Genomic DNA, 25193 nt, shown 5'->3' with positions numbered 1-25193 from the left:
TTTTTCTCGAGCCACGCTCGTGAGGTATCAGCGTGCGACTGGAGGTGTGCAGTGAATCTCGGTGAGTTCGGTGTCTGGCAACCGGCCTATGCCACAACACCCGAAATGGCCAAGCGGATCGAGGCCCTGGGCTACACGACCTTGTGGTTGGGCGGCCCTGAGCCGGATCTGTCGGGGATCGACGAACTGCTGGCCGCCACGGACCAATTGGTGGTGGCCAGCAGTATCTACAACATCTACCGCGGTGATGCGGCTACGTTGGCGGCAGCATACCGGCGGATCGAACGGTCATATCCGGACCGCCTGCTGCTGGGCATCGGAGTGGGCCACCCTGAACAGGTTGGCGACTACCGCACCCCGATGGCCGCGCTGAACGGGTTCCTCGATGCGCTCGATCAGCACGGGTTGCCCCGAGAGAAGAGGGCGCTGGCCGCACTCGGCCCGAAGATGCTCGCCCTGGCTGGCGAGCGCGCTGCCGGGTCGGTGCCCTACCTCGTCACGCCCGAGCACACCCGGCGCGCACGGGTGGCGTTGGGGCCGCAGCGGATACTGGCACCCGAACAGAAGGTGGTTGTCGAGTCCGACCCTGAACGGGCGCGTGCTCTCGCCCGTCCGCGGATCAAGCACCCGTATCTCGGATTGGTGAACTACACCAACAACTTACGGCGACTCGGCTTCACGGATGAGGATCTGGCCGGCGAGGGGAGCGATCGGTTGATCGACCAGCTGGCTGTCCACGGTGACGCGGCGACGGTCGCGCGCGGATTGCGCGAGCATCTCGCGGCCGGGGCGAATCACGTGCAGATCCAGGTGGTGGGCGAGCATTCGGCGCCGCACCCGCAGATGCCCGAGGTTCTGCTCCAGGTGTATGACGACGACGCGTTCGGAATCTACGAAACCCTCGCCGGGGCTTTGGGAATCGCGCCGGGGTGACCGGTATCAGCGAGTCGTGCCGCGCGCACCCTGCCACACGGTGTCGAACGGTGCGTTACCGCTGATCCGATCGACGATTCCGGCGGTGGTGAAGTCCTTGGCCAGGCGCACCGCCTCCGGGACGCCGGCACCCTTGGCCAGCTCGGCGGTGATCGCTGCTGCCAGAGTGCATCCCGCGCCCGCGACGCGGGCGTGTCCGACCTTCGGTGCGCGCAGGATCTCGGCGTCGTTGCCGTCGAACAGGACGTCCACCGCGTCGTCACCGGGAAACTCGACGCCGCCCTTCACGAGGACATAGCGGGGGCCGAGGTCGGCGATGCGTCGGGCCGATTCGACGAGGTCGTCGATCGAAGAGATGGCGTCCATCCCGGCGAGGGTGCGCGCCTCGAACAGGTTCGGGGTGACGACGTTCGCCAGTGGCAGGATCTGACGGCGCAGTGCGGTGTCGGTGTCGAGCGCGGCGCCGGGTTCCTGCCCTTTGCAGATCAGGACGGGGTCGACGACGATGTGCCGCCAGGTTTGGCCGGCAAGCGCGCCTGCGACGACGTCGATCGTTGCGGGGGTGCCGAGCATGCCGATCTTGACGACATCGAGGTCGTACGCCGACGTCGCCGCCTCGATCTGATCGGCGATGACCTGTGGATCGACGGGCACGAACCGGTGGCCCCAGTCGGCTTTGGGGTCGAACGACACGATGCAGGTCACGGTGCCCACGCCGTAGGTGCCGAGCTCCTGAAAGGTGCGCAGGTCGGCCTGGAGGCCGGCGCCGCCGGTGGCTTCGGACCCGGCGATGACATACGAGAGATCGACCACGTGGGTGAGCGTACGCCTGAGCTGTGAGCGCCCGACATGAACTCGGCGGATACTGGCGTACGTTGCTGCGCTCTTCAGAGGTGGGAGGACCATGCCCCGTCATCGTGCATTCGCCCAGGTCGACGTGTTCTCCCGAACCCCGTACCTCGGCAACCCCGTCGCGGTCGTACTCGACAGCGAAGGCCTCGACGACGTTGCGATGCAACGGCTTGCGCGCTGGACCAACCTGTCGGAGACGACGTTCGTGCTGCCGCCGACGAGGCCCGAGGCCGATTACCGCCTACGGATATTCACTCCTGGCAGCGAACTGCCTTTCGCCGGGCACCCCACACTCGGCTCCGCGCACGCCTGGCTCGGACACGGCGGGCAGCCCCGGCGTCAGGGACACGTCGTGCAGGAATGCGGTGCCGGACTCGTGGAGATCCGGCAGCGCGACGGCGAGTTGTACTTCCAGGCGCCACCGACGCTGCGGTCGGGGTCTCTCGACGACGAGTATCTGGATGAGATCGTCGAAGCCTTCGGGGTGGCACGCACCGATGTGCTCGCACACCAGTGGGCGGACAACGGACCCGGATGGGCGGTCCTCGTGCTGGACAGCGCACAGCGTGTGCTCGAACTGGAACCTGACCTGGCCAGGATCCCTACGGCCATGGTCGGTTTCGTCGGCGCGTATCCGCCCGGATCGGCGCACGACTACGAAATGCGGACGTTCGCACCCGGCGTCGGAGTTCCCGAGGATCCGGTGTGCGGCAGCATGAATGCCTCGGTGGGGCAATGGTTGACCAGTACCGGCGCGGCGCCGGCGGAATACCGGGTCTCGCAGGGGGCGCGGCTCGGCCGGGCCGGCGAGATCAGTGTGGTGGCCGAACCCGACGGGTCGGTCTGGGTCGGCGGTGCCACCACCACCTGCTTCGAGGGTGTCGCGACGCTCTAACGGGCATGAGCGGCAACGGCCGGGGCCACCCAGTCCCGCAGGTAGGTGCGCAGTCCGGTGTCGTGGCGTGACGGACCGCCCGGGTCGATGATGAAAGACTGCAGCGTCCGCAGCATGAACTCGACCAGCTGATCGAGCGCATCTCCAGCGAAACCTACTGCAGCCCAGTCGATATCGAAATGCCGCAAGATCGACTTGCCGAACTCGATGGCAAGGTCCGACGTCACCCCGGCGGTGAAGGCGCTGGCCTTGCCGGGCTGCAAGACCAGGCTGAGATAGCGGTCGTGCGGGATCTGTTCGGCGGTGTAGGCGATGCCTTCGACGACGGCTTCGCTGGGGTCGGTGATGGAACCCAGTTCTGCGGCGAGCCGATCGAGGAACCCGTCCACCGAGGAAACGGCGGTGGCGACCATGAGGCTCTCGAGCGTGGGGAAGTAGCGGTAGATCGTCTGGCGTGTCACCCCGAGGGCCTGGGCCACCTCGGACACGCTCACCGTGCCGCGCGCGTCGATCGCCTGGCGGGCCGCGCCGATGATGCGACCGACGGCTTCGTCGTCATCGGCGGGAATGTCTCCCGACCAGCCGTGCCTGCGCATCCGTTGATCGTCGCACGAAAGACGATCAGATCTTGACAATACAGTTGATGCTCATTGTATGGTCAGATCATGACTGTCAGCCCAGTGAGCAGCACCGATGAGGACCTGACCCGCCGCGCTCTGCGGCACGCCGTCGAGGGGACGACGGATATGGCCGAGGCGGTGCTGAAGGTGCCGTTGCACTACTACCGCGACCCGAAGATCACCGAGATCGAGGAATCCCAGATCCTGCGTCGGGTCCCGCTGGCGATCGTGCCGTCGGCCCAGATCGCGGAGAGGAACGACTTCGTCGTCCGCTCGGTGCTCGGCGACTCGCTGCTGATCACTCGGGACCGCACCGGGGCCAGTCACGTACTCCTCAACTATTGCCGCCACCGCGGCGCGATGCCGGCCTGCGGGTCCGGCAACGCGTCACGGTTCGTCTGCCCGTATCACGCGTGGACCTATCGCAACACCGGTGAGCTGTTCATGGTCCCGGGCAAGGCCGGTTTCGACACGATGGACGCAGCGGAGTACGGCCTGGTGGAGCTGCCGTCGGAAGAGCGTTACGGCTTCGTCTGGGCGGTCCTGACCGCGGACGCCACGATTGATCTCGACGCCCACCTGGGATCGCTCGGTCCCGAACTGGCGCAATGGAATTACGAGGCTTACGGCTACCACACCGACCGCGAGTTCTCCTCAGAGGTGTCGTGGAAGGGAGCGCTCGAGGCGTTCGCAGAGGGCTATCACTTCCCGTTCGTCCACGGCGAGAGCCTGATCGGGCAGAACACCCTGCCGAACACCGCGATCTACGATGAGTTCGGCCGGCATCACCGCATCGGATTCCCGTTCAACTGGATCAAGAATCTCACCGACGATCCGAGCGCCTCGTTCGACCCGTCGGCCAATATGGGTGTCATCTACTGGGTCTACCCGAATCTCATTCTCGCGAACAGCCCGGTGGGCGTGGAGATCATCGACATGTTGCCGGAGGGGGAACCGACCCGCTGCACGGTCCGGCACAGCTGGATGGGTCGGGTGCCGGCCACGAATGACGACATGCGCGCGGCCTATGACGCCGTCTACGAAGGGGTGCACGCCGCGGTGCGCGACGAGGATTTCGCAATGCTCCCGCAGTGTGGTGAAGGAGTCCGGCACGGTCAGCACGACCATATGATCATCGGCCGCAACGAAATTGCGGTTCAGCACATGATCAAGGTGTTCGCCCAGGAACTGGGAGTGGCTCTGGCCTAGCCCGACGGTGGGTCGAGGATCATGCGGGCCCGCTGCACTTCGGGAAGCGGGCATTCGCGGGGCATCTTCTCGACCACCTGGGTGAGGCATTGACGGGCGGGTGTTCCGCGTAGGTCGAAATCGTCCAGGCTGCATCTCAATTCGAAGAGCCAGGCCTGCTGGCTCCTCGCCAGCTCTCGCGCCGCCGACAGGTCGGCAGCCTTCGCGGCCGCATCGGTCTGGGTGCGGGCCCGCATCCGTAGGAGTTCGGCGCTGTAGAACTTCACCCCGGTGTCCTCGGCGAACGCCAGCGCTGTGTCGATACGACTGCGCGCGGCGTCCAGCTGGCCGACGGTGATGAGGAACCGGGCAAGCATGCACCAGAAGAACGGCCGGTAGGTCGCTGCGCCCAGCGCCTGCCAGATGCTGATGGCTCCGGCGAGCGCCTCGATCTGCGCGCCGAGAATATCCAAATCCGGTGTATCACTGCATACTTCGGCAAGGCCATCGACCATGGCACGCTCGGTTGCGGTGCGCAGCTGCCAGTACACATCATCGAGTTCGTATTCGTGCGCCTGGTTGAGCAGCGAGTCCACCAATGTGCGGGCTCGTTCGAACTGACCGGATTCGGCGCGGAGCCAGACTTCCATATCGGCCGCGTTGAGCAGGTTGTACGGTCTCTGCGGGTAGGTCAGTTGCTCGGCCCGCAGCGCAGCGCGCCCCAATTGCAGGTCGGCTTCCGCGAGGTTGCCGTGAATCAGGTCGGTCCAGGCCAGGTGTTCATGTGCCAGTGCGACTGGATCGTGCGACACGAACCAGAGCTTGGCGAGCTGGCGTTCGTAGTTTTCATCGAGAGCCTGAGTTGCTTTCTTGAAATATTCTGTGGCGGTTTCGAAGTCGCCACCGAGCCAGGCGAGCACTCCGCGCGACCCGTCGAGCGCTTGCGAGAACGATTGACCTTCTGGCTTTGTCGCGGCTACCTCGAGAAGCTGCCGCGCGTGGCGAAGGTCGGCACGCCAGAAATAGTAGGCGCCCACCGCTCCGAGAGCGGCCACCAGCTCGTCGTCGTAGGCGCCGTCGTTTGCCAGCTGAAGGCATCGCTCGAAATCAGCTACGGCGACCAGGCTTTGGGCGCCCTCGACTGTGGCAGTGAGGTAGCCCCGTTCCAGCCGTGCAGTGATTTCGGCGCGGTCGCGGTCGATCCCCGGTGGGCAGCGATCGATCCGGGCCAGGGCGCGACCGAGGTGAGCCCTGGCCTCTGCCATCGATCCACGCCGGCGTGCGGCCACCGAGGCCTGGTGATAGGCCGACGCGGCGTCGGCGTCCCGGCCGGCATTCTCGTACTGGGTGGCCACCATCGACCAGTCCGGTTCGCCCGGGCTCTGGGCGATCAGTGCGTCGGCAACTCTGCCGTGTAGAGCTCGCCGCGCCTCGGCGGGAACCAATTCGAAGGCAACCTCACGGAGCAGCTCATGGCGGAAACGCCAGGTGTCGGTGCCGATGGGTTCGACGACCGCGGACGTGGTCAGTCGATTGATGGCGTCGTCCAGGTCAGCCTGGTCCATGTCGAGCACGGCACGGAGCAGCGCACCATCGAATTCCCGGCCGATGACCGCCGCCGCTTCGGCTACCGGCACACCGAGCCGTTCGGCGTACAGCCGCGAGAGCAGCGGATCGTAGAGAGCATCGGGTACGTGGGGAGCTTCTGGTGCGCGCTCCCGCATGCTCGCCGCCACCTGCTCGATGTGGAATGGGATCCCGTCGCAGCGGCTGCGAACCTGAGCTCGCTGGGTCTGATCAGCCGGTAGGCCAAGGGCATCGATCAGCTCCTCTGTTTGTGCGTCGGACAAGCGTTCCAGGTCGATCGTCTCGAGCGGCCACTGCGGTGGCGGCCAGTTGTCCCGGCACGTCCCGACGATTAGCAGGCGGTGTTGCCCGTCAACCAGGATCGATTCGAGCAGGCCGAGTGTTGCTTCGTCGAACCATTGGAGATCGTCGGCGATCAGCATTCCGGTGTCCGCGCGGACGCAGGCCATGAGGTAGGTGCGCGCGGACGCGACGATGAGTCCCACCAGGTTGCGCCCTTCGGCGGGCATCGGTTCATATCCGTGCTCAGGCCCGATCGCCAGCACGGGGGCGAGGGCCGGAATCATGGTGGCCGGGTCCAGACCGCGCGCGACGAACTCGCTCTCGAGTCTGCGTAGTTGTTCGGCGGGAGGAGCTTCGCGTCCGATCCCACAGTGTCGCTCAAGCAGTTTCCGGATCGGATGCAACCCCACACCGGTGTGGTCCAGAGACCCGGCCACCTCGAGTACCGCGCCCGCTCGGCTGTGAACCCGGTCCGCGGCCTCGGCGGCCAGCCGGGACTTTCCTATCCCGGGTTCGCCGCGAATGAGGATTCCCGGCGTCGACGGACTGTCGTTCTGCAGTTGCTGCCAACGGGTTTCGATCAATAGGAGTTCTCGCTCCCGCCCGATCAGTGGAGCTCGCGTCAGCGTCAGCGGTGTGGACCGCTCGCCCAGCACCTGGAAATGCGCGACCGGATCCACTACGCCTTTGACTGTCGCGGCGGGTTGCTCGACGAGGTCGAAGTCGTTGTGGATCAGCGACTCCACCGCTGTCGACACGACCACGGACCCTGGTGGAGCCAGGCCCGAGACCCGCGCGGCGAGATTGGCTGCCAGGCCGTAGACGTCGTCGTGTGCGACATCGAGATACACCAAGCCCCGGTGGATTCCGATTCGCACGGCGATTTCGACTCCATGCCGGCGGCGAGCCTGTTCGCTGATGCGACTGACGCCCTGACACAGTTCGAGCCCAGCCCGCACCGCACGGCGCGCATCATCCACATGGGCGGTCGGATGGCCGAACACGGCGAAGACGCCGTCACCGGCGGTACCGCCGATGTGCCCCCCATGGTCAGCGATGATGCGTTGTACCTGCTCGCGGAACCCGCCGACCACAGAGTGGTATGCGTCCGGCCCGATCCGGGTGGACAGGGCGGTGGAGTCGACGAGATCGGCCACCAACATGGTGAGGCGCCGTATCTCGCCCACGCTTGTCGAGGCAGCCAGCAGGTCCTCGGCATCGGTGTTGCCGCGGTCTGCGGCCAGGATCTGGTCGGCCAACTCCGTCGCGGTCGCCCGGTCGCCGGTGTTGATCGCGGACACGGCGCGGTCGATCAGCGCCTCGATCGAGGCGCGTTGCATCTCGTGGTCTCCGTCTAGCGGCGCGGTGATCGGGCCATCCACCACGTCACAAGTTTGGCACTGTCGCTGCTGGTCCGCGACGGATCAGAGGCGCTGAACTGCGAATAAACGCAAGCACTCCTTGCGTTAGTGCAACCAGTCTGCCCATACTTAACGCATGAGTGGCTAGCGTTAGGGGTTGTTGTGGCTGATGAAATCCGACGGCGGCCTGGTGGCCGTTCCGAGCGGGTCCGCCGCGCCGTGGTCGATGCGACGTTGGAGGTCATGGCTGACAAGGGCATCGCCGACTTCACGGTCAGCGACGTCGCAGCGCGGTCCGGGGTCCATGAAACCTCGATCTACCGGCGATGGGGCAGTCGGGAGAGCCTGATCGCCGAGACGCTTCTGGGCTACAGCGAGCAAGTCATCCCGGTGCCCGACACCGGATCGATCAGTACTGACCTGCATGGCTTGCTGAGCGGTATCGCGGCATACCTCAGCAGCCCGGTCGGACGGGCGCTGGCGCAAGCGCTGGCCTTCAGCGGTGAAGAGTCGCGTTGGGCCGCAGTCCGGCAGGAATTCTGGACCGGGCGGCTGGAGCTGGCCCGCACCATCGTCGATCGGGCGATCGACCGTGGGGAACTGCCGGCCGGCACTGACCCTCGATTGGTCTTGGAGGTCCTCGTCGCTCCATTGAGCTTTCGAACTCTGGTCACGCGCGAGGCGATCGACGACGGTCTGTGCACTCGCCTCGTCGATCTCGTGCTCGCCGGCATTCTGCCGCGCGGCCCAATCAACGGCGAAGCAGGTGGGAACAGATGACGGGTGATGTCGTGATTCAGACGTTCATCGACGGGCGTGAAGTCAGCCGTTCCGATGTTCGGCGCTGGGAAGCGCGGCGCGCCAAGGCGGTCCTGGCCAAACTTGGATCCCGGCTGGGCCGGCGGGCCGTCGCCGAGATTCTTCCCGATGGCGACCTCCACACGGTGATCGACGCGGACCTGGATGCGCAGCGGGAAGCGTTGTGCGCGCTCAAATCCGGGCTCGGGCATGCGGGTATCTACGCGATGCTGCGCCACGAGCTGGCGATGTCCGAACGGGTGGCCCGGATCGCGGTGGCCGGTAGCCGTGGCAGAAAGGCCTACAGCACAACCAGTCTTGTCGTCGAGGGGTTGTCCGCTGCGGAGTTCGGCGCATGGTTCGACGACCTCACCGCGGCGAACGACGAGGATGCCATGGTTCGGGCCTGTCCGGACCACTATCTGCTGCGAGGGCTGCCGGACGGACGTCAGGAAGTCGTCGAGACCACCGGAGGATCGCCGACCTCAACCCGATTCCTAGTCGACTATGCTGCGGCCGAGTCTGTTTCGATTCCGGTGAAACCGGACTATCCGGTGCAGATCGCCGGTCGGGCGGTGTTCGACGACGGTCTGGTCATCGGAGGTGTCCGCCACCAGTTCCGGGACCATGACGGTGCCATGGAGGCGGTCCTGGCAGTCGAGTTCCCCGGACTGTTCCCGTCCCGCATGATCGCCGCGCACCGCTGGCACCTGGCAGTCGAGTTCGGTAACTGGATCATCGCGGCAGCGGCCGCATCGCCTGAATCGTGATGCCGGGCACCGAGTTCGCCAGGTCCAGCCGCTGCTTTCCGAAGGCGCGCATCGTCCGATAGAACGACCAGACCTGCCGCGGGGTGGGAATTTTCGGCACCCAGGCGAGCTCCCAGTGAATTCCGTTGACCGGATCGTCGAAGAACACCGCGTAATAGCCGGGCCAGTACTGCGGGTAGTCCTTGGGCTCATCGGTGACCGGGACGCCCCTGGCGGTCAGGAAGTCGCGGTGGAAGCGGTCCACTTCCTTGCGGTTTCGGGCCCACAGCGCGATGTGATTGATCCCGACAGCCTGGTCGGTGTGGGTGAGTTTCTCCCCGGTACGAGCTGGCTGGATGCCAATATAGCTGTGCGGGTTGATGAATCGCGTCATGTAATAGATCGACTGGTACTCCATGTTCAGCGACGAGAAGCTGCTGAATCCCAGCCAGCCGAACATCGCGTCGTAGAACCCGATCGATTCGTCATAGTCCACGACCGCGAACTCGACATGACTTACTCCGCGCCATCGCATCCTGCCCCCTCGCAGTCGACTACTACTGAATGTAGTACTCAATGGGCGCGCTGGGAAGGCTCAGGTTTTGCGCGCCGCCGGGCCGCCTCGTGTGCCTTACGGAGCAGGCTGACTGTCAGCGCGTGAGTCCGCACCCCTGGGTTGATGATCGAGATCCAGCCTTGCGTGCGATAGACCGGATGGGGGAGGACCGTGTCGACGGCAGTGAAGTCGACAGCGGCCGGATCGATCCGGGGATCTGCGCCGACGACTTCGATGAAGATGCTCCGCCCGACGTGGATGTTCAACCGCCACCGGCCAGGCTGGTCGAGGTCACAGGAAGTGTCGTCGGGATAGTTCTTCGTGACGATGGTCGCGTAGGGCTGTTCTCGCTGTGGCACTTGCCCGTTGGGCGCGAAGTAGAAGAAGTGGTCGCCCCATGCAATCTCGGGGAACTCGCTGTCCGCCGTCGGTGCCAGTTCGAGGACTCCGTCGAACCGTCGGATCGTCTCCAGCAGCTGGTCCATACTCATAGTTGAAGTGTGCGATTGAAGTGCTTATGGAGGGTTTGAGGCGTGGTCGCGATGATCGTACGGCGGGCATGCTGACCGTCTCGGCGGTAGCGGAGGCGACCGGATACTCGGTCCAGCAGATTCGCGACCTGGAGCGGCTCGGGGTCCTGTCCTCGGCGGTCCGGGCCGACAACGGGTACCGACAGTTCTCCGCGACCGCGATCCACGACCTGCGGGCGTATCGCGATCTGGCCCACGCCGTGGGTCCGGTCGAGGCCCGCCGGACGATGTACGCAATCCGCGCGTTGCCTGCCGGGGATGCGGCAACCCTGGTGTGCTCGTTGCACATCGGGCTCAACAGGGAGCGTGAGCAGGCACTCGTCGCGCGTCGAGCGCTGGAGGCCATCCAGGGCGAGACGGAGACCGAGGCTGCCCCCGTGGAAGCCGACGCGATGACCATCACCGAACTGTCGCGGGCGCTCGGCGTGCGTGCCTCCACTCTCCGCTTCTGGGAGAAGGAGGGGCTGGTGAAGCCCCGGCGCATCACCAACCGTGCTGGATCGGCCAGGCGCTATCAGCTTGAGGCCATCCGCGAGGCGCGGATCACGGCAGCCTTGCGCGCTGCCGGCTACCGCATCCCCGAGGTTCGGCGGGCGGTCACGGCGATCCGGGACCTCGATGATGTGAACCGCTCGCTCGAGGCGCTGGACACGCGGTTGAACTCCATCACCGAACGCACTCTTTCGCTGCTTCGCGCCGCATCGGCATTGGCTCAGATCATCCGAGCCGACTAGCGGAGGGAGCGACGATCGTCACCGAATTCCCCTATGTGTCAGCCTTTTCGGCCTCGTACTTCTGCGCCATGTGCGTGATCGCATCGATCTGGGTCTGGGCCAGCTCCTCGCGTACCTGCCCGGCGCGCGCCGCGGCATCCAGGGTCGGCTGGGCCTGCCCCTGGAAGTGCGGCATCACCTCCTCGGCGAACAATTCGGCCGAGCGTCGGGTGGCGGCGGGATTGGCCCAGTCCGCAGCCATCTGCAGCATGGATCCGAAACCGCCGGACTGATCCCACAGGCGCTGCACCTGGGCCCGGGCGCGTTCCGGCGTTCCGATCACCCCGGCGCCGAGTTCGTTGATCGTGTCGATCATCCCGTCAACGGTGTCGCCCGGCATGGTCATCTGCGGGAATGCCGCAACCTTCTGGAAGTAGTTGAACCAGGCCTCGATGCCGTACCGGACCTCGGCGCGGGCCTGCGCATCAGTCTCGGCGACGTGGAACGGTCCGACCAGCGACCAATTGCTGCGATCGACCGTGGTGCCGAACGCCGCCGCCCGCTCCTCGGCGATGTTCCAGTGGTGGGCCAGCGCATCGAAACCGGCCTCGCTCAGCGTGGCGCCGACCGACAGCAGACCGATGCCGTGTTTGCCTGCCAACCGGGCACCGGTCGGGGAGGCGACGGCGGCGACCGACAGCGGGATCCCCCCTTCTGCGTACGGCGCCAATTGCAGCTTCGCGTCGAACAGTTCGTGCGTGGGGGTCTTGGCGCTCACCGTCTCCCCGGCGAGCAGTCGCACCATGATGTCGAGGTTGGTCTCCAACAGCTCGCGGGTGTCGGTCGGGTTCAGCCCGATCATGGCCGAGTCGGTGGGCAGGGAACCGGGGCCGACGCCGCCGATGATGCGGCCGTGGGTGAGGTGGTCGAGCAGCATCAACCGGTCCGCCGCCCACAGCGGGTTGTGGTAGGACAGCGAGATCACGCCGGTACCGAACTTGATGCGCTTGGCCCGGGCGGCCGCCGCGGCGATGAACACCTCCGGCGAGCTGATGATCTCGCTGCCCGCGGAGTGGTGCTCACCGATCCAGACCTCGTCGTACCCGAGCGCGTCGAGATGCTCGATGAACTCCAGGTCCCGGTGCAGCGCCAACGTGGGGTTGATGCCGGGGCGGTGGAACGGGGCGATGAAATAGCCGAACCGGAGTCGGGACACGGGGCCTCCTTGCCGCGAAGTGTGCTTGCCAGAAAGCTAGCCTCGCGCCCCCGCCGCCGACAGTGCACGAAAGTGGACAATTTGACGGCCGTCGTCGTTTACTCGTCGGGTGAGGCGCGTCACAGCCGAGCTGCAGGTCGCAGACTACGAGAAGGTCTTCGCGGTGCTCGACGCCTGCGATGACGCAGCCGACTTCACCGAGTTCCGCCGTGCCGTCGTGGACGCGATCCGTCAGGTATTCGAGGTCCGCGGCGTCACGTTCTTCACCGGGCCGTCGGTGGCCGGCGCATTCTCCGACACCGCGCCGATCACCACCGATCACGAGCACGTGCTGCTCGACGACTACATGAGAAGATGGCGCGGGCACGACGTCTTCGCCACCCCGGAGGCCCTGCGGCAACTGCACACCGCGGGATCGGTCAGCCTGCGCGAGCTGCCCACCGTGCCCGCGTCGGCCGCCCCCTATGTCGAGCAGTTTCTGCATCGGGCCGGCCTGCGCTCCTGCAATGCGTTCACCTTCCCGATGGGCAGCGCCGCGCACGGACTGCTCGGCGTGTTCGATCCCGACCCGGACGCGGTCGACGCGCGGGATGCCTCCGCACTGCGGTTGTTGTGCCGGCGCCTGCGTGGGCTGGCGCGTCCGCTGCTGCCTGCCGCCCGGACCGACCCGCTCGCGCGGTTGTCGCAACGGCAACGCGATGTCGTCGAGTTGCTGGCCCACGGGAAGAGCAACGCTCATATCGCCGAGACACTGTGCCTGACCGAGGACACCGTCAAGAAGTACGTGAGCCGTGCACTCGCGACGACGGGCTGCCGGTCACGTACTGAGCTTGCGGTCCTTGCGGCCACGCCCTGATGCCGATTTCCGCTGTGCGGGTGGGGCGGCGCCGGATTGGTCGAGTTGCAGAATGGCCGCGTCGATCATGCTGCGCAGGATCTCGTCGGTGCTGAACGAACTCAGCCACAGGTGCGGAGTATCGGTGCGGTGCAACATGGCGACGCCGTGCACGGCGACCGACAGGGCCGCGGCGATCCGGTCGGATTCAGGGGTCGGCGGTGCCTGCGGGTCACCGCCGCGGCAGGCCAGTAGGCCCCGGGTGACGATCGCCAGTGCCTGCCGGGCGGCCGGCGAGGTATCGGTGATCTGGCTCATCAGTGCATAGCGCAGCGGATGGCGCTCGGCGAACGACACGTAGGTCTGGCAGCCCAGGAACAGTCGCTCACGCGGGGGCTTGCTGCCGGTGCGGTGCTCGGCGATCTCCTCGGACACCTGCGACCAACTCGCTTCGGCCACCGCGTCGAGCACGCTGTCGCGGTCCTCGAAGTGCGCATAGACCGACGGAGCAGCGATGCCGGCCTCGCGGGCGATGCTGCGCAGCGAGACCTCGGCCTCGTTCTGCGCGGCATCGATGACGCGGATGGCGGCCGACAAGATCTCGTCGCGGAGAAGCGCACCCTGACCACGCACATTGCGTCGGCGAGGTGCGGAAACCATGCCCGTATGCTAACACGTGTTAGGTTAGGGTCGGCTCGACCGGCACGCATGCCCACTATAGGTGGCGGTGCCTGTCCCCGGTCGTATTTCTGCGCCCAGGGTGGCGTTGTCGACGACCCGTGCCCCGGTGACGCTCAAAATGATTGCCGCTCAGCGGATTAAGTGATTCCCATGCACCCCTCGATCCTCGAGCGGTCACTCGATTGCGTCAACTTTACAGCTGTTTGCTTATGGTTGTAAGGTCACCGTTCATGTCGGGTGCGGTAACGCGAAATACGCCTGGGTGCAGGCGATGAAGACGTTGGTGAGCGCGTTGGCGCGGATGTGGATTCTGTTGGCGATCGTGGTGGTGGTCGGCGCGGGCGGGTTCGTCATCAACCGGTTCCACGGGGTGTTCGGCACGCAGCGACTGGCCGGCGGTGACGCCCGGGTCGAGAACATCGTCTCGACCGTGCCCAAGTACGTGACCTACGAGGTGTACGGACCGGCCGGCACCTCCGGGATGGTCAGCTACATCGACGAACACGCGCAGGCGCAGGAAGTACAGTTCAGCGCCCTGCCCTGGACGCTGACCCTGACCACCACCGTGCCCAGCGTGTTCGCGAACGTCATCGCGCAGGGCGACAGCGGGGCGCTGGGCTGCCGCATCACCGTCAACGGTGAAGTGCGCGACGAGCGGTCCGCCGACGGATACACCGCCACCACAAGCTGTTTGGTGAAGGCGGCATGAGCGGCCACCGTAGCCTCGAGGGCGCGCGGCCGCCGCTGTATCCCCGGCTGATCCGCATGCTGTCGGTGCCGATCATCTTGTTCTGGCTGGCAGCCACCGTCGCGGTGAGCGTGCTGGTGCCGCAGCTGGAGATCGTCGGCAAGAACAACGCCGTCTCGCTGTCCCCCCAGGACGCTCCGTCGGTGATCGCGATGAAGCACATCGGCGAGAAGTTCGGTGAGTTCAATTCCGACAGTGCACTGATGGTGGTGCTGGAAGGCGACGGGCCCCTCGGCGACGACGCCCGCCGCTTCTACGGCGAGCTGGTGGCCAACCTGGAACGCGACACCGAGCACGTGCAGCATGTGCAGGATTTCTGGGGCGATCGCATCACCTCGGCCGGCTCTCAGAGCGAGGACGGTAAGGCTGCCTACGTCCAGGTGAACCTGGCGGGCAACCAGGGTTCCACTCAGGGGGTCGAAGCCGTCGACGCGGTCCGCGAGATCGTCGAGCGCACCCAAGCGCCGCCAGGCATCCGGGCCTACGTCACCGGACAGGCCGCTCTCGTCGCCGACACCAACGAGGCCGGCGACAAGAGCATGGTCAAGATGACCGCGGTGACGCTGGCCGTCATCGCGATCATGCTGCTGGTGGTCTACCGCTCGTTCGGTGCCACGCTGATCGCGCTGTCGGTCGTGCTCGTCGAGATGAGCATGGCGCGCGGGCTGATCGCGGTGCTCGGATCCGTGCATGCGTTCGGTCTGTCGACCTTCGTGGTCAGCATTCTCACCGCGCTGGCCATCGCGGCCGGCACCGACTACTGGATCTTCCTGGTCGGCCGCTACCACGAGGCCAGAAATGCCGGTGAAGAGCGTGAAACCGCCTACTACACCACGATTTCCGGTGTCACCCACGTCATCGCAGGATCCGGGCTGACCATCGCGGGCGCGATGCTGTGCCTGCACTTCACCCGGCTGAACTACTTCAACACCCTGGCCATCCCGTGCGCTCTGGGCATGCTGGTGATCCTGGTGATGGCGCTGACCTTCGCCCCGGCGGTGCTGGCGGTGTGTGTCCGGTTCGGCTGGCTGGATCCCAAGCGGGCCAAAAAGACTCGCGGCTGGCGACGGCTCGGCACTGCCATCGTGCGCTGGCCGTTGCCGATCCTGGTCGCAGCCACGGCGATCGCGCTCATCGGGGTGCTAGCCCTGCCGGGCTATCGAACCAACTACGACAACCGTCACTACGTGCCGGCCGGCGTGCCGTCCAACATCGGGCACGTCGCGGCCGAGAAGCACTTCTCCTCGGCCAGAATGAATCCCGACATGCTCATGGTCGAGGTGGACCACGACATGCGCAACGCGCGCGACATGCTGGTGCTGGACCGCATCGCCAAGAACATTTTCCGGGTGCCGGGCATCGCACGGGTGCAGAGCATCACCCGCCCGCTCGGGCCACCGATGGAACACGGTTCAGTGCCGTTCCAGGTCAGCGCGCAAGGCGTGGCGATGCGGGAGAACCTGCAGTTCATCAGGGCCCGTCTGGACGACACCTTGAAGATGACGGATCACCTCAGCTCGATGATCGCGATCATGGAGCACCTGCACGATCTGACCGTCCAACTCTCCGACGCCACCCACAGCGCGGTCGGCGCCACGCACGACATGGAAGCGACCATGGCCGAACTGCGGGATCAGGTCGCCGATTTCGACGACTTCTTCCGCCCGCTGCGCAACTACTTCTACTGGGAACCGCACTGCTTCGACATCCCGGTGTGTCACGCCTTGCGATCGGTGTTCGATGCGACGGACGGATTCGACAAGCTGGCCGACAACACCAGGGCACTGGCCACCGAGATGGACAAGGTCGATGGGTTGACCCCGCAGATCGCCGCGCAGATCCCGCCGATGATCGGCATCTCCACTCAGGTGCGGGATCTGATGCTGACGTTGCACAGCACCTTCAGCGGGATGCTCATCCAGATGGAACAGATGACCGACACCGCGTCGGCCATGGGACAGACCTTCGACGAGGCCAAGAACGACGACATGTTCTACCTGCCGCCCGAGGCGTTCACCAGCCCGGACTTCTTGCGCGGTATGGAGCTGATGCTCTCACCCGACGGGAAGGCGGCGCGGATCCTCATCACCTATGACGTGGATCCGGCCACGCTGGAAGGCATTTCACATGTGGATGCCGAACTGCTGGCCGCCAAGGAAGCCGTCAAGGGCACCCCGTTGGCCAACGCCAAGTTCTACCTCGGCGGTACCGCGGCCACCTACAAGGACATTCAGGAAGGCGCGCACTACGACCTGTTCATCGCGGCCATCGCGGCGATCATCCTGATCTTCATCGTGATGCTGCTGATCACCCGGGCACTGGTGGCCTCGATGGTGATCGTGGGAACGGTCGTGCTCTCGCTGGCCGCCTCGTTCGGCATGTCGGTGCTGATCTGGCAGCACATCCTGGGCATCGAACTGCAATGGCTTGTGATCGCGATGTCGGTGATCGTGCTGCTCGCGGTCGGGTCGGACTACAACCTGCTGGTGGTCTCCCGGATGAAGGAGGAACTCGGCGGGGGCATCAAGACCGGTCTGATCCGGGCCATGGGCGCCACCGGCGGGGTGGTCACCGCGGCCGGCATGGTGTTCGCGTTCACCATGATCTCGATGATCGCGAGCGATCTGCGCTCGGTCGGCCAGATCGGCACGACCATCGGCCTAGGCCTGCTGTTCGACACCTTCATCGTCCGCTCACTGATCACGCCGTCCATCGCGGCGTTGCTCGGCCGCTGGTTCTGGTGGCCGCTCAAGGTTCGGAGCCGGCCCGCGCGTCCCACCCCGGCTGCACCGCAACCGGTTCCCGCCATCGCCGGCGTTGCGCTGTCCAGCGATGAACCGACCGTGGAGATCCCGAAAGGAACACCATGACCGAGATCCTCACCCGTACCAGCCCATTCACTGAGCTGACCGCGCTGCGCGAGCTGGGGCCGGACCGCTTCGGCGCGACCGTTGATCCGATCTGGACCATCGGTCCCAAGGTGCACGGCGGCTGCATGATGGCGATCTGCGCGGCCGCCGCCCGCCGCTCCGTCCTCGTCGCCGGGGGCGGCGCCGAGTTGCAGCCGATCGCGGTGAGCGCCAGCTACCTGGCCGCCCCCGATCCGGGTGAGGTGCAGGCGAGCACGAGCGTCCGCAAGATGGGTCGGCAGGTGTGTGCGGTGGACGTGCAGCTGTCGCAAGGTGATCGGGTCGCGGTCACCGCCGCGGTCACCCTCGGGGTGCTCGATGACGGCGACCCGCGGCATCAGGAACCTCTGGCACTCACGCAGATGCCGGCTGAGCCGACGGCCGACGCTGTTCACGTGACACCGGACCATCCCATGGGCCAGATCGTGCACGTCGCGCAAGGTTGCGACCTGCGGGTCGACCCTGCCGCGGCACTGTTCTTGAGCGGTCGACAGGGTGACCCGATCAATCGGATGTGGCTGCGACCGTTCGCTGCCGACGAGGCCGACACCGACACGGCACTGCTGTTCGCACTGATGGCCGGTGACATCAGCGCGCCGGTGACGATGAACCGGGGGATGTTCGGCTGGGCGCCGACGGTCCAGCTCACCACCTATCTGCGTCGGCGACCGTCGCCGGGCTGGCTGCGGGTGATGGCCAACTCGACGGTCATGGGCACGACCTGGTTCGAAGAGGACCATCTGATTCTCGATGCGAGCGGTGCTGTTGTCGTGCAGAGCCGGCAGCTGGCGATGATCCCGAAGGGGGCCTGAAACCAGCGGAGTCGCGCGATTGCTGCCATCGGCCGGTCAATTTCTGCCAGCGGAATTAACCGTCTTGAGCAGCGTGTTGTGGAAGTCAGACCGGGTAGGAATCCCCCGAACCGGTGGAGAGACGTCCGAACCGCGACTCCCACGCCACGGCTCGAACGCCCAGAACGAAGGGCTTCGAAATGAAGAAGTTTGGTTTCGCCGGCATGATCGCCACTGGTTTCGCCGCCGCCATCGTCGGGCTGGCAGCTCCGGCGCAAGCTGACATCACCCATCACCAGTGGGTGCACGACATCCAGCAGCACGCCAGCACCGGTGTCGTCACACCGATAGTCGGCAACGGCCGCTGATACCCGACACCAGCGAGGGGCGCCCATCTTGGGCGCCCCTCGCTTGTCGTTGGTGGGGAACCGCCGGAACGTATGGTGGCGGAATGACCACCACCCACCGACTGGCTGTGATCCCGGGCGACGGCATCGGTAAGGAAGTGGTCCCTGAGGGGCTCAAGGTTCTGGAGTCTGCGGCGGCGGCCTTCGGCTTCTCCATCGACTATGAACAGTTCGATTACGCGTGCGCGGAGTACTACACCGACACCGGCGCCATGCTGCCCGACGGATGGTTCGAGGAGCTGAGCCGGTTCGATGCGGTCTACTTCGGCGCCGTCGGCTGGCCGGACGTTGTGCCCGACCATATTTCGCTGTGGGGCAGCCTCCTGCAGTTTCGCCGGCACTTCGACCAGTATGTGAACCTGCGCCCGGTCAAATTGATGCCCGGAGTGAAGAGTCCGCTGGCCGGCGAGGGCCCGGCGACGTCGACTTCGTCGTCGTACGTGAGAACACCGAGGGCGAGTACTCGAGCATCGGCGGCAAGATGTTCGAGGGAACGGACCGCGAGACGGTGGTGCAGGAGACGGTGATGACCCGGGTCGGGGTCGACCGGATCCTGAAGTACGCCTTCGAGCTTGCTCAACGTCGACCCGGGAAGCACCTGACCTCGGCGACGAAGAGCAACGGCATCTCCATCACGATGCCGTACTGGGACGAACGCGTGGAGCTGATGGGTGAGCGGTTCCCGGACATCGAGGTGGACAAGTTCCACATCGATATCCTCGCCGCGAATTTCGTTCTGCATCCCGACTGGTTCGACGTCGTCGTCGCGAGCAACTTGTTCGGCGACATCCTGTCCGACCTGGGCCCCGCGTGCACCGGCACCATCGGCATCGCCCCGAGCGGAAACATCAACCCGGAACGGCGATTTCCCAGCCTGTTCGAGCCGGTTCACGGTTCCGCACCTGACATCGCCGGACGCGGAATCGCCAATCCCATCGGTCAGATATGGAGCGCGGCGTTGATGCTCGACCACCTGGGTGAGCGTGATGCCGCGGCAGCGATCCTCACAGCCGTCGAGGATGTCCTGGCCCGTGGAGGAGAGATCCTGACTCCTGACATGGGCGGAACCGCGACGACGGGCACGCTGGGGACCGCGGTCCGTGACCAGCTGCAGTCGAATATTTCTGCTTCGCAGTAGGTCTCGGACGGTCCGCTACGTGTCAGGCGGACATCTTGCAGAGAAAGTCGGGCCCTCCGGCATAGACGATCCCGGACGGGTACGGTGCGGACGCGGCGCGGGCGATCGTCGTCGCCAACTCCCGGTCTGACATCATCTCGCCGGACACCACGGTGAAATCGATTCCCCGTCGGTCGAATTCGGAACGCATCGCATACAGGGCGGTCTCACCGGCCCGCTTGCTCGCGGCGATCGGTCCGTAACCCTTCGGCACGGCCTTGTTGGGGAAGAAGTGCGCCTGGTGGCTGGTGACGAACACGATCTGACCGCCCGCCGGCATCAGTGGCAGGGCCAGCGTGGCGAGCCGGCGCTGTGCGTCGCGGTTCAGCCGCATCGCGTAGCCCGGATCGGTTCCGAGCTCCAGCCCGGTTGATGCGTTGAGCACCAGGACGTCCAAGCGGCCGAACTCGCGGCCCACTCGTTCGATCATCGCGGCGGCGGCAGCCTCGTCGGAAATGTCGGCCCCGAGCGTGGAGGCGCGGCCGCCCGCACGGCGGATGGCGTCGACCACCGTACTGGCGCGTTTGGCCTTCTCGCGGTAGTTGACGACGACGTGGGTGTCCGGACCGGCGAGCTGCTGGGCGACGTCGGCGCCGATACCCCGCGATGCGCCGGTGACAAGAGCGATCCGGGTGGCTGCTGCAGGCTGCATGTCGGGTTCCTTCCGTCACTGCCGGGGCGAATGGCCGCCCTGAGCACTCACCGTACCTCAACTCTAAGAAAAATAAGACCCTTCTAAGGTCACGATAAGGGCTAGGTCATGTCGCGGCCGGGTTGCTGAGCGGTGGGGCTTAACCTGGCTTCATGACTGGCCAACGCGTGCCCGGTGGAGTGGTGCACAAGTTGCCTGCGGACCTGCGCGAAGCCTTGATCGGCAATTCCACGGCGCTGGCCGCATGGCAGGACATCACGCCGCTCGCGCGCAACGAGTTCATCTGCTGGGTCGAGGACGCCAAGCAGCAGGAGACGCGCGAGCGACGGATCCGTCGGACGCAGGAGGAACTGGAGGAAGGTCAGCGGCGGCCCTGCTGCTGGCCCGGGTGCAAGCACCGCGAGCGCACCGGCAAGTAGCCGCCGCGGCCGTCACTACCGAATCGACAACCCGGTGATGGCCCGGGAGATCACCAGTCGCTGAATCTCGCTGGTGCCTTCGAAGATCGTGAAGATCTTGGCGTCGCGGTGCATCCGCTCGACCGGGTAGTCGCGGGTGTAGCCGTTTCCGCCGAGGATCTGAATCGCCTCGTCGGTCACGTAGACCGCGGTCTCACTGGCCACCAGCTTGGCCATCGAACCCTCGGCGTTGTCGAAGGGCTGGTTGTTGCGCGCCATCCAGCCGGCCCGCCACACGAGCAACCGGGCGGCATCGATGCGGCTCTTCATGTCGGCGAGTTTGAATGCGACGGCCTGGAATTCGCCGATCTTGCGGCCGAACTGCTCACGCTGGCAGGCGTAGTCGAGGGCGTACTCGTAGGCGGCGCGGGCCACGCCGACGGCCATCGCGCCGACCGAGGGCCGGGTGCGCTCGAAGGTCTTCATCGCGGCCTGACCGCCCGCCGATGCCCCCGACTTCACCCGGGCGATGCGGTCCTCGAACTTCTCGCGTCCGCCCAGGATCAGATCCTCGGACAGCCGGACGTTGTCCAGCACGACCTCTGCGGTGTGCGAGGCCCGGATGCCGTGCTTCTTGAACTTCTGGCCCTGGCTCATGCCGTGAGTGCCCGGCGGGATGATGAACGTGGCCTGCCCGCGCGAGCCGAGTTCGGGATAGACCGAGGCCACCACGATGTGGACGTTGGCGATACCGCCGTTGGTGGCCCAGGTCTTGGTGCCGTTGAGCACCCACTCTCGGGTCGCCTCATCGAAGCGGGCCCGGGTGCGGATCGCGCCGACGTCGGAGCCGGCGTCCGGCTCGGACGAACAGAAGGCGCCGAGCTGGGGTTCGTCGGCGGTGCCGAACATCGGTAGCAGCCAGGTGCCGATCTGTTCGGGAGTTCCGTTGCCCGCCAAGGCTGCTGCAGCCAGGCCGGTGCCCAGGATCGATAGCGCGATACCCGCGTCGCCCCAGAACAGCTCCTCGAACACGGTCAGCATCCCGAGGCCGGTGGGCTCGGCGGTCTGCTGGGCGAACAACTCAGGGGAGTACAGCCCCACCTTGGCGGCCTCCTGGATGACCGGCCACGGCGTTTCCTCGCGCTCGTCCCATTCGGCGGCCGCGGGACGCACGACGTCGGCGGCGAACTGGTGCACCCAGTCGCGGACCTCGATCACGTCTTCGCTCAGTTGCATGGAGAACGTCACGGTTGACTCCTGAAATATGTTGGCGGTCAGTTTTTTTGAGAGCGGTGTTGCTTGATCGTGCTGACGGTCTGGATGACCCAGGCCTCGAAGAAACGTTCGTGGTCGACATTGCCCGGCAAGCGTCCGGTCAGCGCCTGCAATGTCGCGGCATAGGACAGCCCGGCGATCGCGACCGCCGCGGTGGCCTCGGGATCGGGGATCTGGGTGCGGCCCGAGCGATTGGACGCGGCCAGTTCGTCGGCGAACCGCTGATAGGCGTTGTCGGTGATGACCTGCCAGGTCTTTTCGTCGAGCTCCCCGAGTTCATCGGGTTCGCGCAACATGACCCGCAACAGCTCCTCGCTCTGGGTGAGGTTGGTCCAGATCAGTTGCCCGGCGCTGCGAACCGCTTCTTCGACGGTCTTGGGATTGCCGGCGTCGTACTGCTCGCGGGCGCTCACGATCGCATCGATGCGGTGCGTGACCGCGGACTCCAGCAGTTCTCGTTTGGAGCCGAAATGCTTGTACAACGCGCCCGACCCCGGCGCCAGACCGGCTGCCTGCTGGATGTGGGCCACCGATGTCGCGGCATACCCCTTCGCGGCGAACAGCTTCAACGCTGTGGCCAAGAGTCGGTCCCGTCCGGTTGACACGGTGAGAGAGTACTCACTCACCAGATTGGGTTGCAAACCGCCCCCTCGCGTCCGCCGGATCGATAGGTTGACCTGGACTGTGTCGGTCTGACGGGGAGGCGTGACGATGGCGATGCTGACACGAAACGACAAGATTTTGTGCGGCACCTACGCGGTGATCGCAGTGGTAGCGCTGGTCGCCACCTGGTGGAACAACATCGGTTTCTTCACCACCGAAAGCGCGAGCCTGATCGACTTCTTCAAGAGTGGCTATGCCAACTACGGGTCGTCTTCACTCACCAATGACCTATTGCTGTTCGGGCTTGCGGCGTTCGTGTTCATGGTTGTGGAGGCGCGCCGGATCGGCATCCCGAAGGTGTGGATCTACATCGTGCTCAGTGCGGTCATCGCTGTGAGTGTGGCGTTCCCGCTGTTTCTGATCCGGCGGCAATTGGTGCTCGCGGAACAGCGGGGGGAACTGTCGAGATGTAACGAAGATTGACAAACGTGGATTGCTTGTTAAACAAAGACGCGAGCTAACTAAAGTTGGCCAGTTATCCGGTGTGGCCACCAAACAACAGGCGCCGCGCACGGATGGGGCGGGCGTGGCGGCAGCCACATCTATCGGCTGGGTGCTCGTTTCACCATGGAAGCGCGGCATTACCCGGATTCGCCAAATCACCCATGCTTCCCGGACGCAGTGCTCAATCTTGGTCAAACCTATGATTCCACAATGACATTCGGCTTCGGTGCCGAGTGGTCGTCAGCGGTGACAGTGCGCGAGCACCAGGTCGGTGTACTCTGCGGCCAGCCGGTGGCAATCGCCCGGCCATCGGCCCGAAAGGTAGTTGCCATCGCGCACGGTGAACCCGCGGCCGAGATGGTTCGGGCTGTCGCGCAACACCGTGAACCTTGGCCCGCGCTCGAAGTCCCGCGCGGATGCCAATACGGCGGTGACCTCGGCTTCGACGGTGACGGGGTAGGTGCGGTAGTAGTCACCCAGGTACAGCCGGGTCAGCTGCCAACCGGTCAATTCCAGCGACTCGGTGAGCGCGGTGGTGCGGCGGCCATGCAGGACGGACTGTCCTGTGGCCGGATTCATGGCGCGAGCCAGGAGCAGTACGCCGTGGCAGACCGCACCAACGGGCAGGTCGCGAGCGAATGCAGACACGGCGATCTGTTGCGCCACTGCGGATTCCAGCAAGGTGCGGACACCTTTGGCGTGCCCGCCGGGGATGAAGAGGCCGTCGACGTCGTCGAGGTTGACAGCTTCGTAGGCACAGGGTTTCTTGAAGCGGGGGTCTTCGGTCATCCGCCGGTAGACGGACACGGATTCCGGCTTCGTCATGAGAATGGGCGAGAGCACCGAGAAGCCTTCGTCTACCAGCCGTGAGTCTGCATAGGCGGGTTCGCCGCTCGGGGTGGTGAACTGTACGTCGATTCCGGCGGCGGTCAGCGCGTCCCAGATCACGGCCGACTCCGTGGGATCGTAATCCAGCGCTGGGAGCAGCATCAGGACAACGGGTTTCGGCTGGCTCATCTCAGTTACCCGAAAGACGCGGGTTCGCTGTGTGCGTGGCTGCGGTCAGTAGTGGGGTGCGGTGGAAGAGGTAGATCTCGGAGTCGACAGTGAGGTTGATTTCGTCGAGGGCCAGGGTGTTGTTGAAGCCGATGGAAGCTGGTCGTAGGCCTTGGCGGCTGTAGTCGTTGATGGTGTCGAATTCGATGGTGGCGACGCCGCCGAACTGGTTGTCATAGGTGCTGCGCGGGTCGGCGGTGGTGTGCACTTGGATGTAGCCGACCATGCCGGTGCGGGAGAGGTTGTCGTGCACGAGCGCGGCGTGTTCGTTGATCCAGTAGTGCTGGGCTTGGTCGAGGGTGCGATTCCACGGCACTCGGGTCAGCACGGTCAGGAACACCGCTTGGGCGCGGCTGGCGCGGCTGTCCACGACGATGTAGCGGCGGTCGCATTCGACGCTGCCGAGGTCGCTGGCCAGCGGCACGAGGGCGGCTTTGATCTGATCGAGCGCGCCGTGTTGCTCGCTGGTCAGTGGTGCGTCGAATTGGATTTCGAGCAGCGCTGCTGGGGCCGGCGCGATGGCGGTGGTGAATTTCGGCGGCACGGGTTTTCCGGCGACTTTGCTGAACAGGGCCAGCGCGGTGTGGGTGCGTCCGAGGATGAACGGTGCCAGTTCCAGACCGCGGTGGGTGGCGTCGCTGTACAGGTAGACCTGGGAGGCCCCCAATGTGGCGAGAGCCGCTGATTCGGAAGCCAGGAGCGGCGCGAGGGCTCGGTGCACGTCGGCTGCGGTGCGGTGCGGTTGCAGTCGAACGCGGAAATACACGGTGATGCCGTCGATCTGACAGGGCGTGGGGCGGTGCGGGTCCGGTGCGTCGGCGTGGAACAGCAGCCGGGTCAGCAGGCGGCGCGCGGGGCTGGTCATGATCGTGGTCTC

At 65.6% G+C, this 25193-nt stretch carries 25 protein-coding genes and 1 pseudogene; 14 read left to right on the top strand and 12 right to left on the bottom strand.

The window, feature by feature from the left end:
• The first annotated feature begins 51 nt into the window (after positions 1-51).
• Positions 52-933 carry an LLM class F420-dependent oxidoreductase gene (locus ACNQVK_RS34950; RefSeq protein WP_418033433.1) on the top strand — a complete coding sequence of 294 codons (882 nt, stop codon included), beginning with the start codon at positions 52-54 and terminating at the stop codon, positions 931-933.
• Between the two features lie 6 nt (positions 934-939).
• Here the strand turns inward: ACNQVK_RS34950 and thiD are convergent, their stop codons facing one another.
• Entirely contained in the window at positions 940-1746 is an 807-nt protein-coding gene (thiD, locus tag ACNQVK_RS34945) for a bifunctional hydroxymethylpyrimidine kinase/phosphomethylpyrimidine kinase (RefSeq protein WP_418033431.1), read from the bottom strand.
• Positions 1747-1837: 91 nt separating this feature from the next.
• Here thiD and ACNQVK_RS34940 point away from each other — a divergent pair, with 91 nt between their 5' ends.
• Positions 1838-2680: a PhzF family phenazine biosynthesis protein gene (locus ACNQVK_RS34940; RefSeq protein ID WP_418033430.1), complete on the top strand. Its 843-nt coding sequence runs from the start codon at positions 1838-1840 to the stop codon at positions 2678-2680.
• Here ACNQVK_RS34940 and ACNQVK_RS34935 read toward each other — a convergent pair.
• A complete protein-coding gene (locus ACNQVK_RS34935; protein WP_418033428.1) occupies positions 2677-3276 on the bottom strand; it encodes a TetR/AcrR family transcriptional regulator in 600 nt (199 codons plus the stop codon). The two genes, ACNQVK_RS34940 and ACNQVK_RS34935, sit on opposite strands and share 4 nt — an antisense overlap.
• A 69-nt stretch (positions 3277-3345) precedes the next feature.
• Here ACNQVK_RS34935 and ACNQVK_RS34930 point away from each other — a divergent pair, with 69 nt between their 5' ends.
• The gene (locus ACNQVK_RS34930) at positions 3346-4509 is read left to right on the top strand and encodes an aromatic ring-hydroxylating oxygenase subunit alpha (protein WP_418033426.1); all 1164 of its coding nucleotides are present in this window, start codon (positions 3346-3348) and stop codon (positions 4507-4509) included.
• Here the strand turns inward: ACNQVK_RS34930 and ACNQVK_RS34925 are convergent.
• Entirely contained in the window at positions 4506-7742 is a 3237-nt protein-coding gene (locus ACNQVK_RS34925; RefSeq protein ID WP_418033424.1) for an ATP-binding protein, read from the bottom strand. The genes ACNQVK_RS34930 and ACNQVK_RS34925 overlap by 4 nt on opposite strands.
• Positions 7743-7880: 138 nt before the next feature.
• Between ACNQVK_RS34925 and ACNQVK_RS34920 the strand changes: the two genes are divergently transcribed.
• Together ACNQVK_RS34920 and ACNQVK_RS34915 are read left to right on the top strand one after the other, a co-directional pair.
• On the top strand, positions 7881-8498 hold the full coding sequence (locus ACNQVK_RS34920; protein ID WP_418033422.1) for a TetR/AcrR family transcriptional regulator: 618 nt from the start codon (positions 7881-7883) through the stop codon (positions 8496-8498).
• Positions 8495-9286 (top strand): hypothetical protein, encoded by a 792-nt coding sequence (locus ACNQVK_RS34915; protein WP_418033420.1) that lies wholly within the window; start codon positions 8495-8497, stop codon positions 9284-9286. Before ACNQVK_RS34920 ends, ACNQVK_RS34915 begins: the two co-directional genes overlap by 4 nt.
• Here the strand turns inward: ACNQVK_RS34915 and ACNQVK_RS34910 are convergent.
• Together ACNQVK_RS34910 and ACNQVK_RS34905 are read right to left on the bottom strand one after the other, a co-directional pair.
• On the bottom strand, positions 9252-9800 hold the full coding sequence (locus ACNQVK_RS34910; protein WP_418033419.1) for a VOC family protein: 549 nt from the start codon (positions 9798-9800) through the stop codon (positions 9252-9254). The genes ACNQVK_RS34915 and ACNQVK_RS34910 overlap by 35 nt on opposite strands.
• Positions 9801-9838: 38 nt before the next feature.
• Positions 9839-10312, bottom strand: coding sequence for a DUF6194 family protein (locus ACNQVK_RS34905; RefSeq protein WP_418033418.1), 474 nt, complete (start codon positions 10310-10312; stop codon positions 9839-9841).
• A 68-nt stretch (positions 10313-10380) separates the two neighbouring features.
• Here ACNQVK_RS34905 and ACNQVK_RS34900 point away from each other — a divergent pair, with 68 nt between their 5' ends.
• Positions 10381-11085, top strand: a complete 705-nt coding sequence (locus tag ACNQVK_RS34900) for a MerR family transcriptional regulator (RefSeq protein WP_418033417.1) — start codon at positions 10381-10383, stop codon at positions 11083-11085.
• 31 nt (positions 11086-11116) lie between these two features.
• On the opposite strand, the gene ACNQVK_RS34895 is transcribed toward ACNQVK_RS34900, so the two are convergent.
• A complete protein-coding gene (locus ACNQVK_RS34895; RefSeq protein WP_418033416.1) occupies positions 11117-12280 on the bottom strand; it encodes an LLM class flavin-dependent oxidoreductase in 1164 nt (387 codons plus the stop codon).
• A 109-nt stretch (positions 12281-12389) separates the two neighbouring features.
• On the opposite strand from ACNQVK_RS34895, the gene ACNQVK_RS34890 reads away from it, so the two are divergent.
• On the top strand, positions 12390-13136 hold the full coding sequence (locus ACNQVK_RS34890; protein WP_418033415.1) for a response regulator transcription factor: 747 nt from the start codon (positions 12390-12392) through the stop codon (positions 13134-13136).
• On the opposite strand, the gene ACNQVK_RS34885 is transcribed toward ACNQVK_RS34890, so the two are convergent.
• Complete coding sequence (locus ACNQVK_RS34885; protein WP_418033414.1) at positions 13098-13775, bottom strand: TetR/AcrR family transcriptional regulator; 678 nt, start codon at positions 13773-13775, stop codon at positions 13098-13100. The two genes, ACNQVK_RS34890 and ACNQVK_RS34885, sit on opposite strands and share 39 nt — an antisense overlap.
• A 292-nt stretch (positions 13776-14067) precedes the next feature.
• On the opposite strand from ACNQVK_RS34885, the gene ACNQVK_RS34880 reads away from it, so the two are divergent.
• The 5 genes and pseudogenes from ACNQVK_RS34880 (at position 14068) to ACNQVK_RS34860 (ending at position 19789) form a co-directional block, all read left to right on the top strand.
• Positions 14068-14505 carry an MmpS family transport accessory protein gene (locus ACNQVK_RS34880; RefSeq protein WP_418033413.1) on the top strand — a complete coding sequence of 146 codons (438 nt, stop codon included), beginning with the start codon at positions 14068-14070 and terminating at the stop codon, positions 14503-14505.
• Positions 14502-17414: an RND family transporter gene (locus ACNQVK_RS34875; protein ID WP_418033412.1), complete on the top strand. Its 2913-nt coding sequence runs from the start codon at positions 14502-14504 to the stop codon at positions 17412-17414. The genes ACNQVK_RS34880 and ACNQVK_RS34875 overlap by 4 nt, the downstream gene beginning before the upstream one ends.
• Positions 17411-18265 (top strand): thioesterase family protein, encoded by an 855-nt coding sequence (locus ACNQVK_RS34870; RefSeq protein ID WP_418033410.1) that lies wholly within the window; start codon positions 17411-17413, stop codon positions 18263-18265. Before ACNQVK_RS34875 ends, ACNQVK_RS34870 begins: the two co-directional genes overlap by 4 nt.
• A gap of 179 nt (positions 18266-18444) precedes the next feature.
• On the top strand, positions 18445-18612 hold the full coding sequence (locus ACNQVK_RS34865; protein WP_090424774.1) for a hypothetical protein: 168 nt from the start codon (positions 18445-18447) through the stop codon (positions 18610-18612).
• An 83-nt stretch (positions 18613-18695) separates the two neighbouring features.
• Positions 18696-19789: pseudogene (locus ACNQVK_RS34860) on the top strand (tartrate dehydrogenase).
• 22 nt (positions 19790-19811) lie between these two features.
• Here ACNQVK_RS34860 and ACNQVK_RS34855 read toward each other — a convergent pair.
• Complete coding sequence (locus ACNQVK_RS34855; protein WP_418033408.1) at positions 19812-20480, bottom strand: SDR family oxidoreductase; 669 nt, start codon at positions 20478-20480, stop codon at positions 19812-19814.
• Between the two features lie 152 nt (positions 20481-20632).
• On the opposite strand from ACNQVK_RS34855, the gene ACNQVK_RS34850 reads away from it, so the two are divergent.
• Complete coding sequence (locus ACNQVK_RS34850) at positions 20633-20899, top strand: YdeI/OmpD-associated family protein (RefSeq protein WP_418033407.1); 267 nt, start codon at positions 20633-20635, stop codon at positions 20897-20899.
• A gap of 15 nt (positions 20900-20914) precedes the next feature.
• On the opposite strand, the gene ACNQVK_RS34845 is transcribed toward ACNQVK_RS34850, so the two are convergent.
• Both ACNQVK_RS34845 and ACNQVK_RS34840 read right to left on the bottom strand, forming a co-directional pair.
• Positions 20915-22126: an acyl-CoA dehydrogenase family protein gene (locus ACNQVK_RS34845; protein WP_211157073.1), complete on the bottom strand. Its 1212-nt coding sequence runs from the start codon at positions 22124-22126 to the stop codon at positions 20915-20917.
• Between the two features lie 26 nt (positions 22127-22152).
• Positions 22153-22758, bottom strand: coding sequence for a TetR/AcrR family transcriptional regulator (locus tag ACNQVK_RS34840; protein WP_090424775.1), 606 nt, complete (start codon positions 22756-22758; stop codon positions 22153-22155).
• A 106-nt stretch (positions 22759-22864) separates the two neighbouring features.
• Between ACNQVK_RS34840 and ACNQVK_RS34835 the strand changes: the two genes are divergently transcribed.
• The gene (locus tag ACNQVK_RS34835; protein ID WP_418033405.1) at positions 22865-23239 is read left to right on the top strand and encodes a DUF2834 domain-containing protein; all 375 of its coding nucleotides are present in this window, start codon (positions 22865-22867) and stop codon (positions 23237-23239) included.
• Between the two features lie 261 nt (positions 23240-23500).
• On the opposite strand, the gene ACNQVK_RS34830 is transcribed toward ACNQVK_RS34835, so the two are convergent.
• On the bottom strand, positions 23501-24277 hold the full coding sequence (locus ACNQVK_RS34830; RefSeq protein ID WP_418033404.1) for a type 1 glutamine amidotransferase domain-containing protein: 777 nt from the start codon (positions 24275-24277) through the stop codon (positions 23501-23503).
• 1 nt (position 24278) lies between these two features.
• Complete coding sequence (locus tag ACNQVK_RS34825) at positions 24279-25181, bottom strand: hypothetical protein (protein WP_418033402.1); 903 nt, start codon at positions 25179-25181, stop codon at positions 24279-24281.
• Positions 25182-25193 lie beyond the last annotated feature (12 nt).

The organism is Mycobacterium sp. 134, from assembly GCF_048282715.1.
Taxonomy (GTDB): domain Bacteria; phylum Actinomycetota; class Actinomycetes; order Mycobacteriales; family Mycobacteriaceae; genus Mycobacterium; species Mycobacterium septicum.
The sequence above is the reverse complement of the archived record's forward strand: the minus strand, read 5'-3'. Positions and strand labels throughout refer to the sequence as shown.

Excerpts from the sequence above, each read along its gene's own strand:
- ACNQVK_RS34940 (WP_418033430.1), top strand. The coding sequence starts at position 1,838 with ATGCCCCGTCATCGTGCATTCGCCCAGGTCGACGTGTTCTCCCGAACC.
- ACNQVK_RS34935 (WP_418033428.1), bottom strand. The coding sequence starts at position 3,276 with ATGCGCAGGCACGGCTGGTCGGGAGACATTCCCGCCGATGACGACGAA.
- ACNQVK_RS34930 (WP_418033426.1), top strand. The coding sequence starts at position 3,346 with ATGACTGTCAGCCCAGTGAGCAGCACCGATGAGGACCTGACCCGCCGC.
- ACNQVK_RS34915 (WP_418033420.1), top strand. The coding sequence starts at position 8,495 with ATGACGGGTGATGTCGTGATTCAGACGTTCATCGACGGGCGTGAAGTC.
- ACNQVK_RS34910 (WP_418033419.1), bottom strand. The coding sequence starts at position 9,800 with ATGCGATGGCGCGGAGTAAGTCATGTCGAGTTCGCGGTCGTGGACTAT.
- ACNQVK_RS34905 (WP_418033418.1), bottom strand. The coding sequence starts at position 10,312 with ATGAGTATGGACCAGCTGCTGGAGACGATCCGACGGTTCGACGGAGTC.
- ACNQVK_RS34900 (WP_418033417.1), top strand. The coding sequence starts at position 10,381 with ATGCTGACCGTCTCGGCGGTAGCGGAGGCGACCGGATACTCGGTCCAG.
- ACNQVK_RS34885 (WP_418033414.1), bottom strand. The coding sequence starts at position 13,775 with ATGGTTTCCGCACCTCGCCGACGCAATGTGCGTGGTCAGGGTGCGCTT.
- ACNQVK_RS34880 (WP_418033413.1), top strand. The coding sequence starts at position 14,068 with ATGAAGACGTTGGTGAGCGCGTTGGCGCGGATGTGGATTCTGTTGGCG.
- ACNQVK_RS34875 (WP_418033412.1), top strand. The coding sequence starts at position 14,502 with ATGAGCGGCCACCGTAGCCTCGAGGGCGCGCGGCCGCCGCTGTATCCC.
- ACNQVK_RS34870 (WP_418033410.1), top strand. The coding sequence starts at position 17,411 with ATGACCGAGATCCTCACCCGTACCAGCCCATTCACTGAGCTGACCGCG.
- ACNQVK_RS34865 (WP_090424774.1), top strand. The coding sequence starts at position 18,445 with ATGAAGAAGTTTGGTTTCGCCGGCATGATCGCCACTGGTTTCGCCGCC.
- ACNQVK_RS34855 (WP_418033408.1), bottom strand. The coding sequence starts at position 20,480 with ATGCAGCCTGCAGCAGCCACCCGGATCGCTCTTGTCACCGGCGCATCG.
- ACNQVK_RS34850 (WP_418033407.1), top strand. The coding sequence starts at position 20,633 with ATGACTGGCCAACGCGTGCCCGGTGGAGTGGTGCACAAGTTGCCTGCG.
- ACNQVK_RS34835 (WP_418033405.1), top strand. The coding sequence starts at position 22,865 with ATGGCGATGCTGACACGAAACGACAAGATTTTGTGCGGCACCTACGCG.
- ACNQVK_RS34830 (WP_418033404.1), bottom strand. The coding sequence starts at position 24,277 with ATGAGCCAGCCGAAACCCGTTGTCCTGATGCTGCTCCCAGCGCTGGAT.
- ACNQVK_RS34825 (WP_418033402.1), bottom strand. The coding sequence starts at position 25,181 with ATGACCAGCCCCGCGCGCCGCCTGCTGACCCGGCTGCTGTTCCACGCC.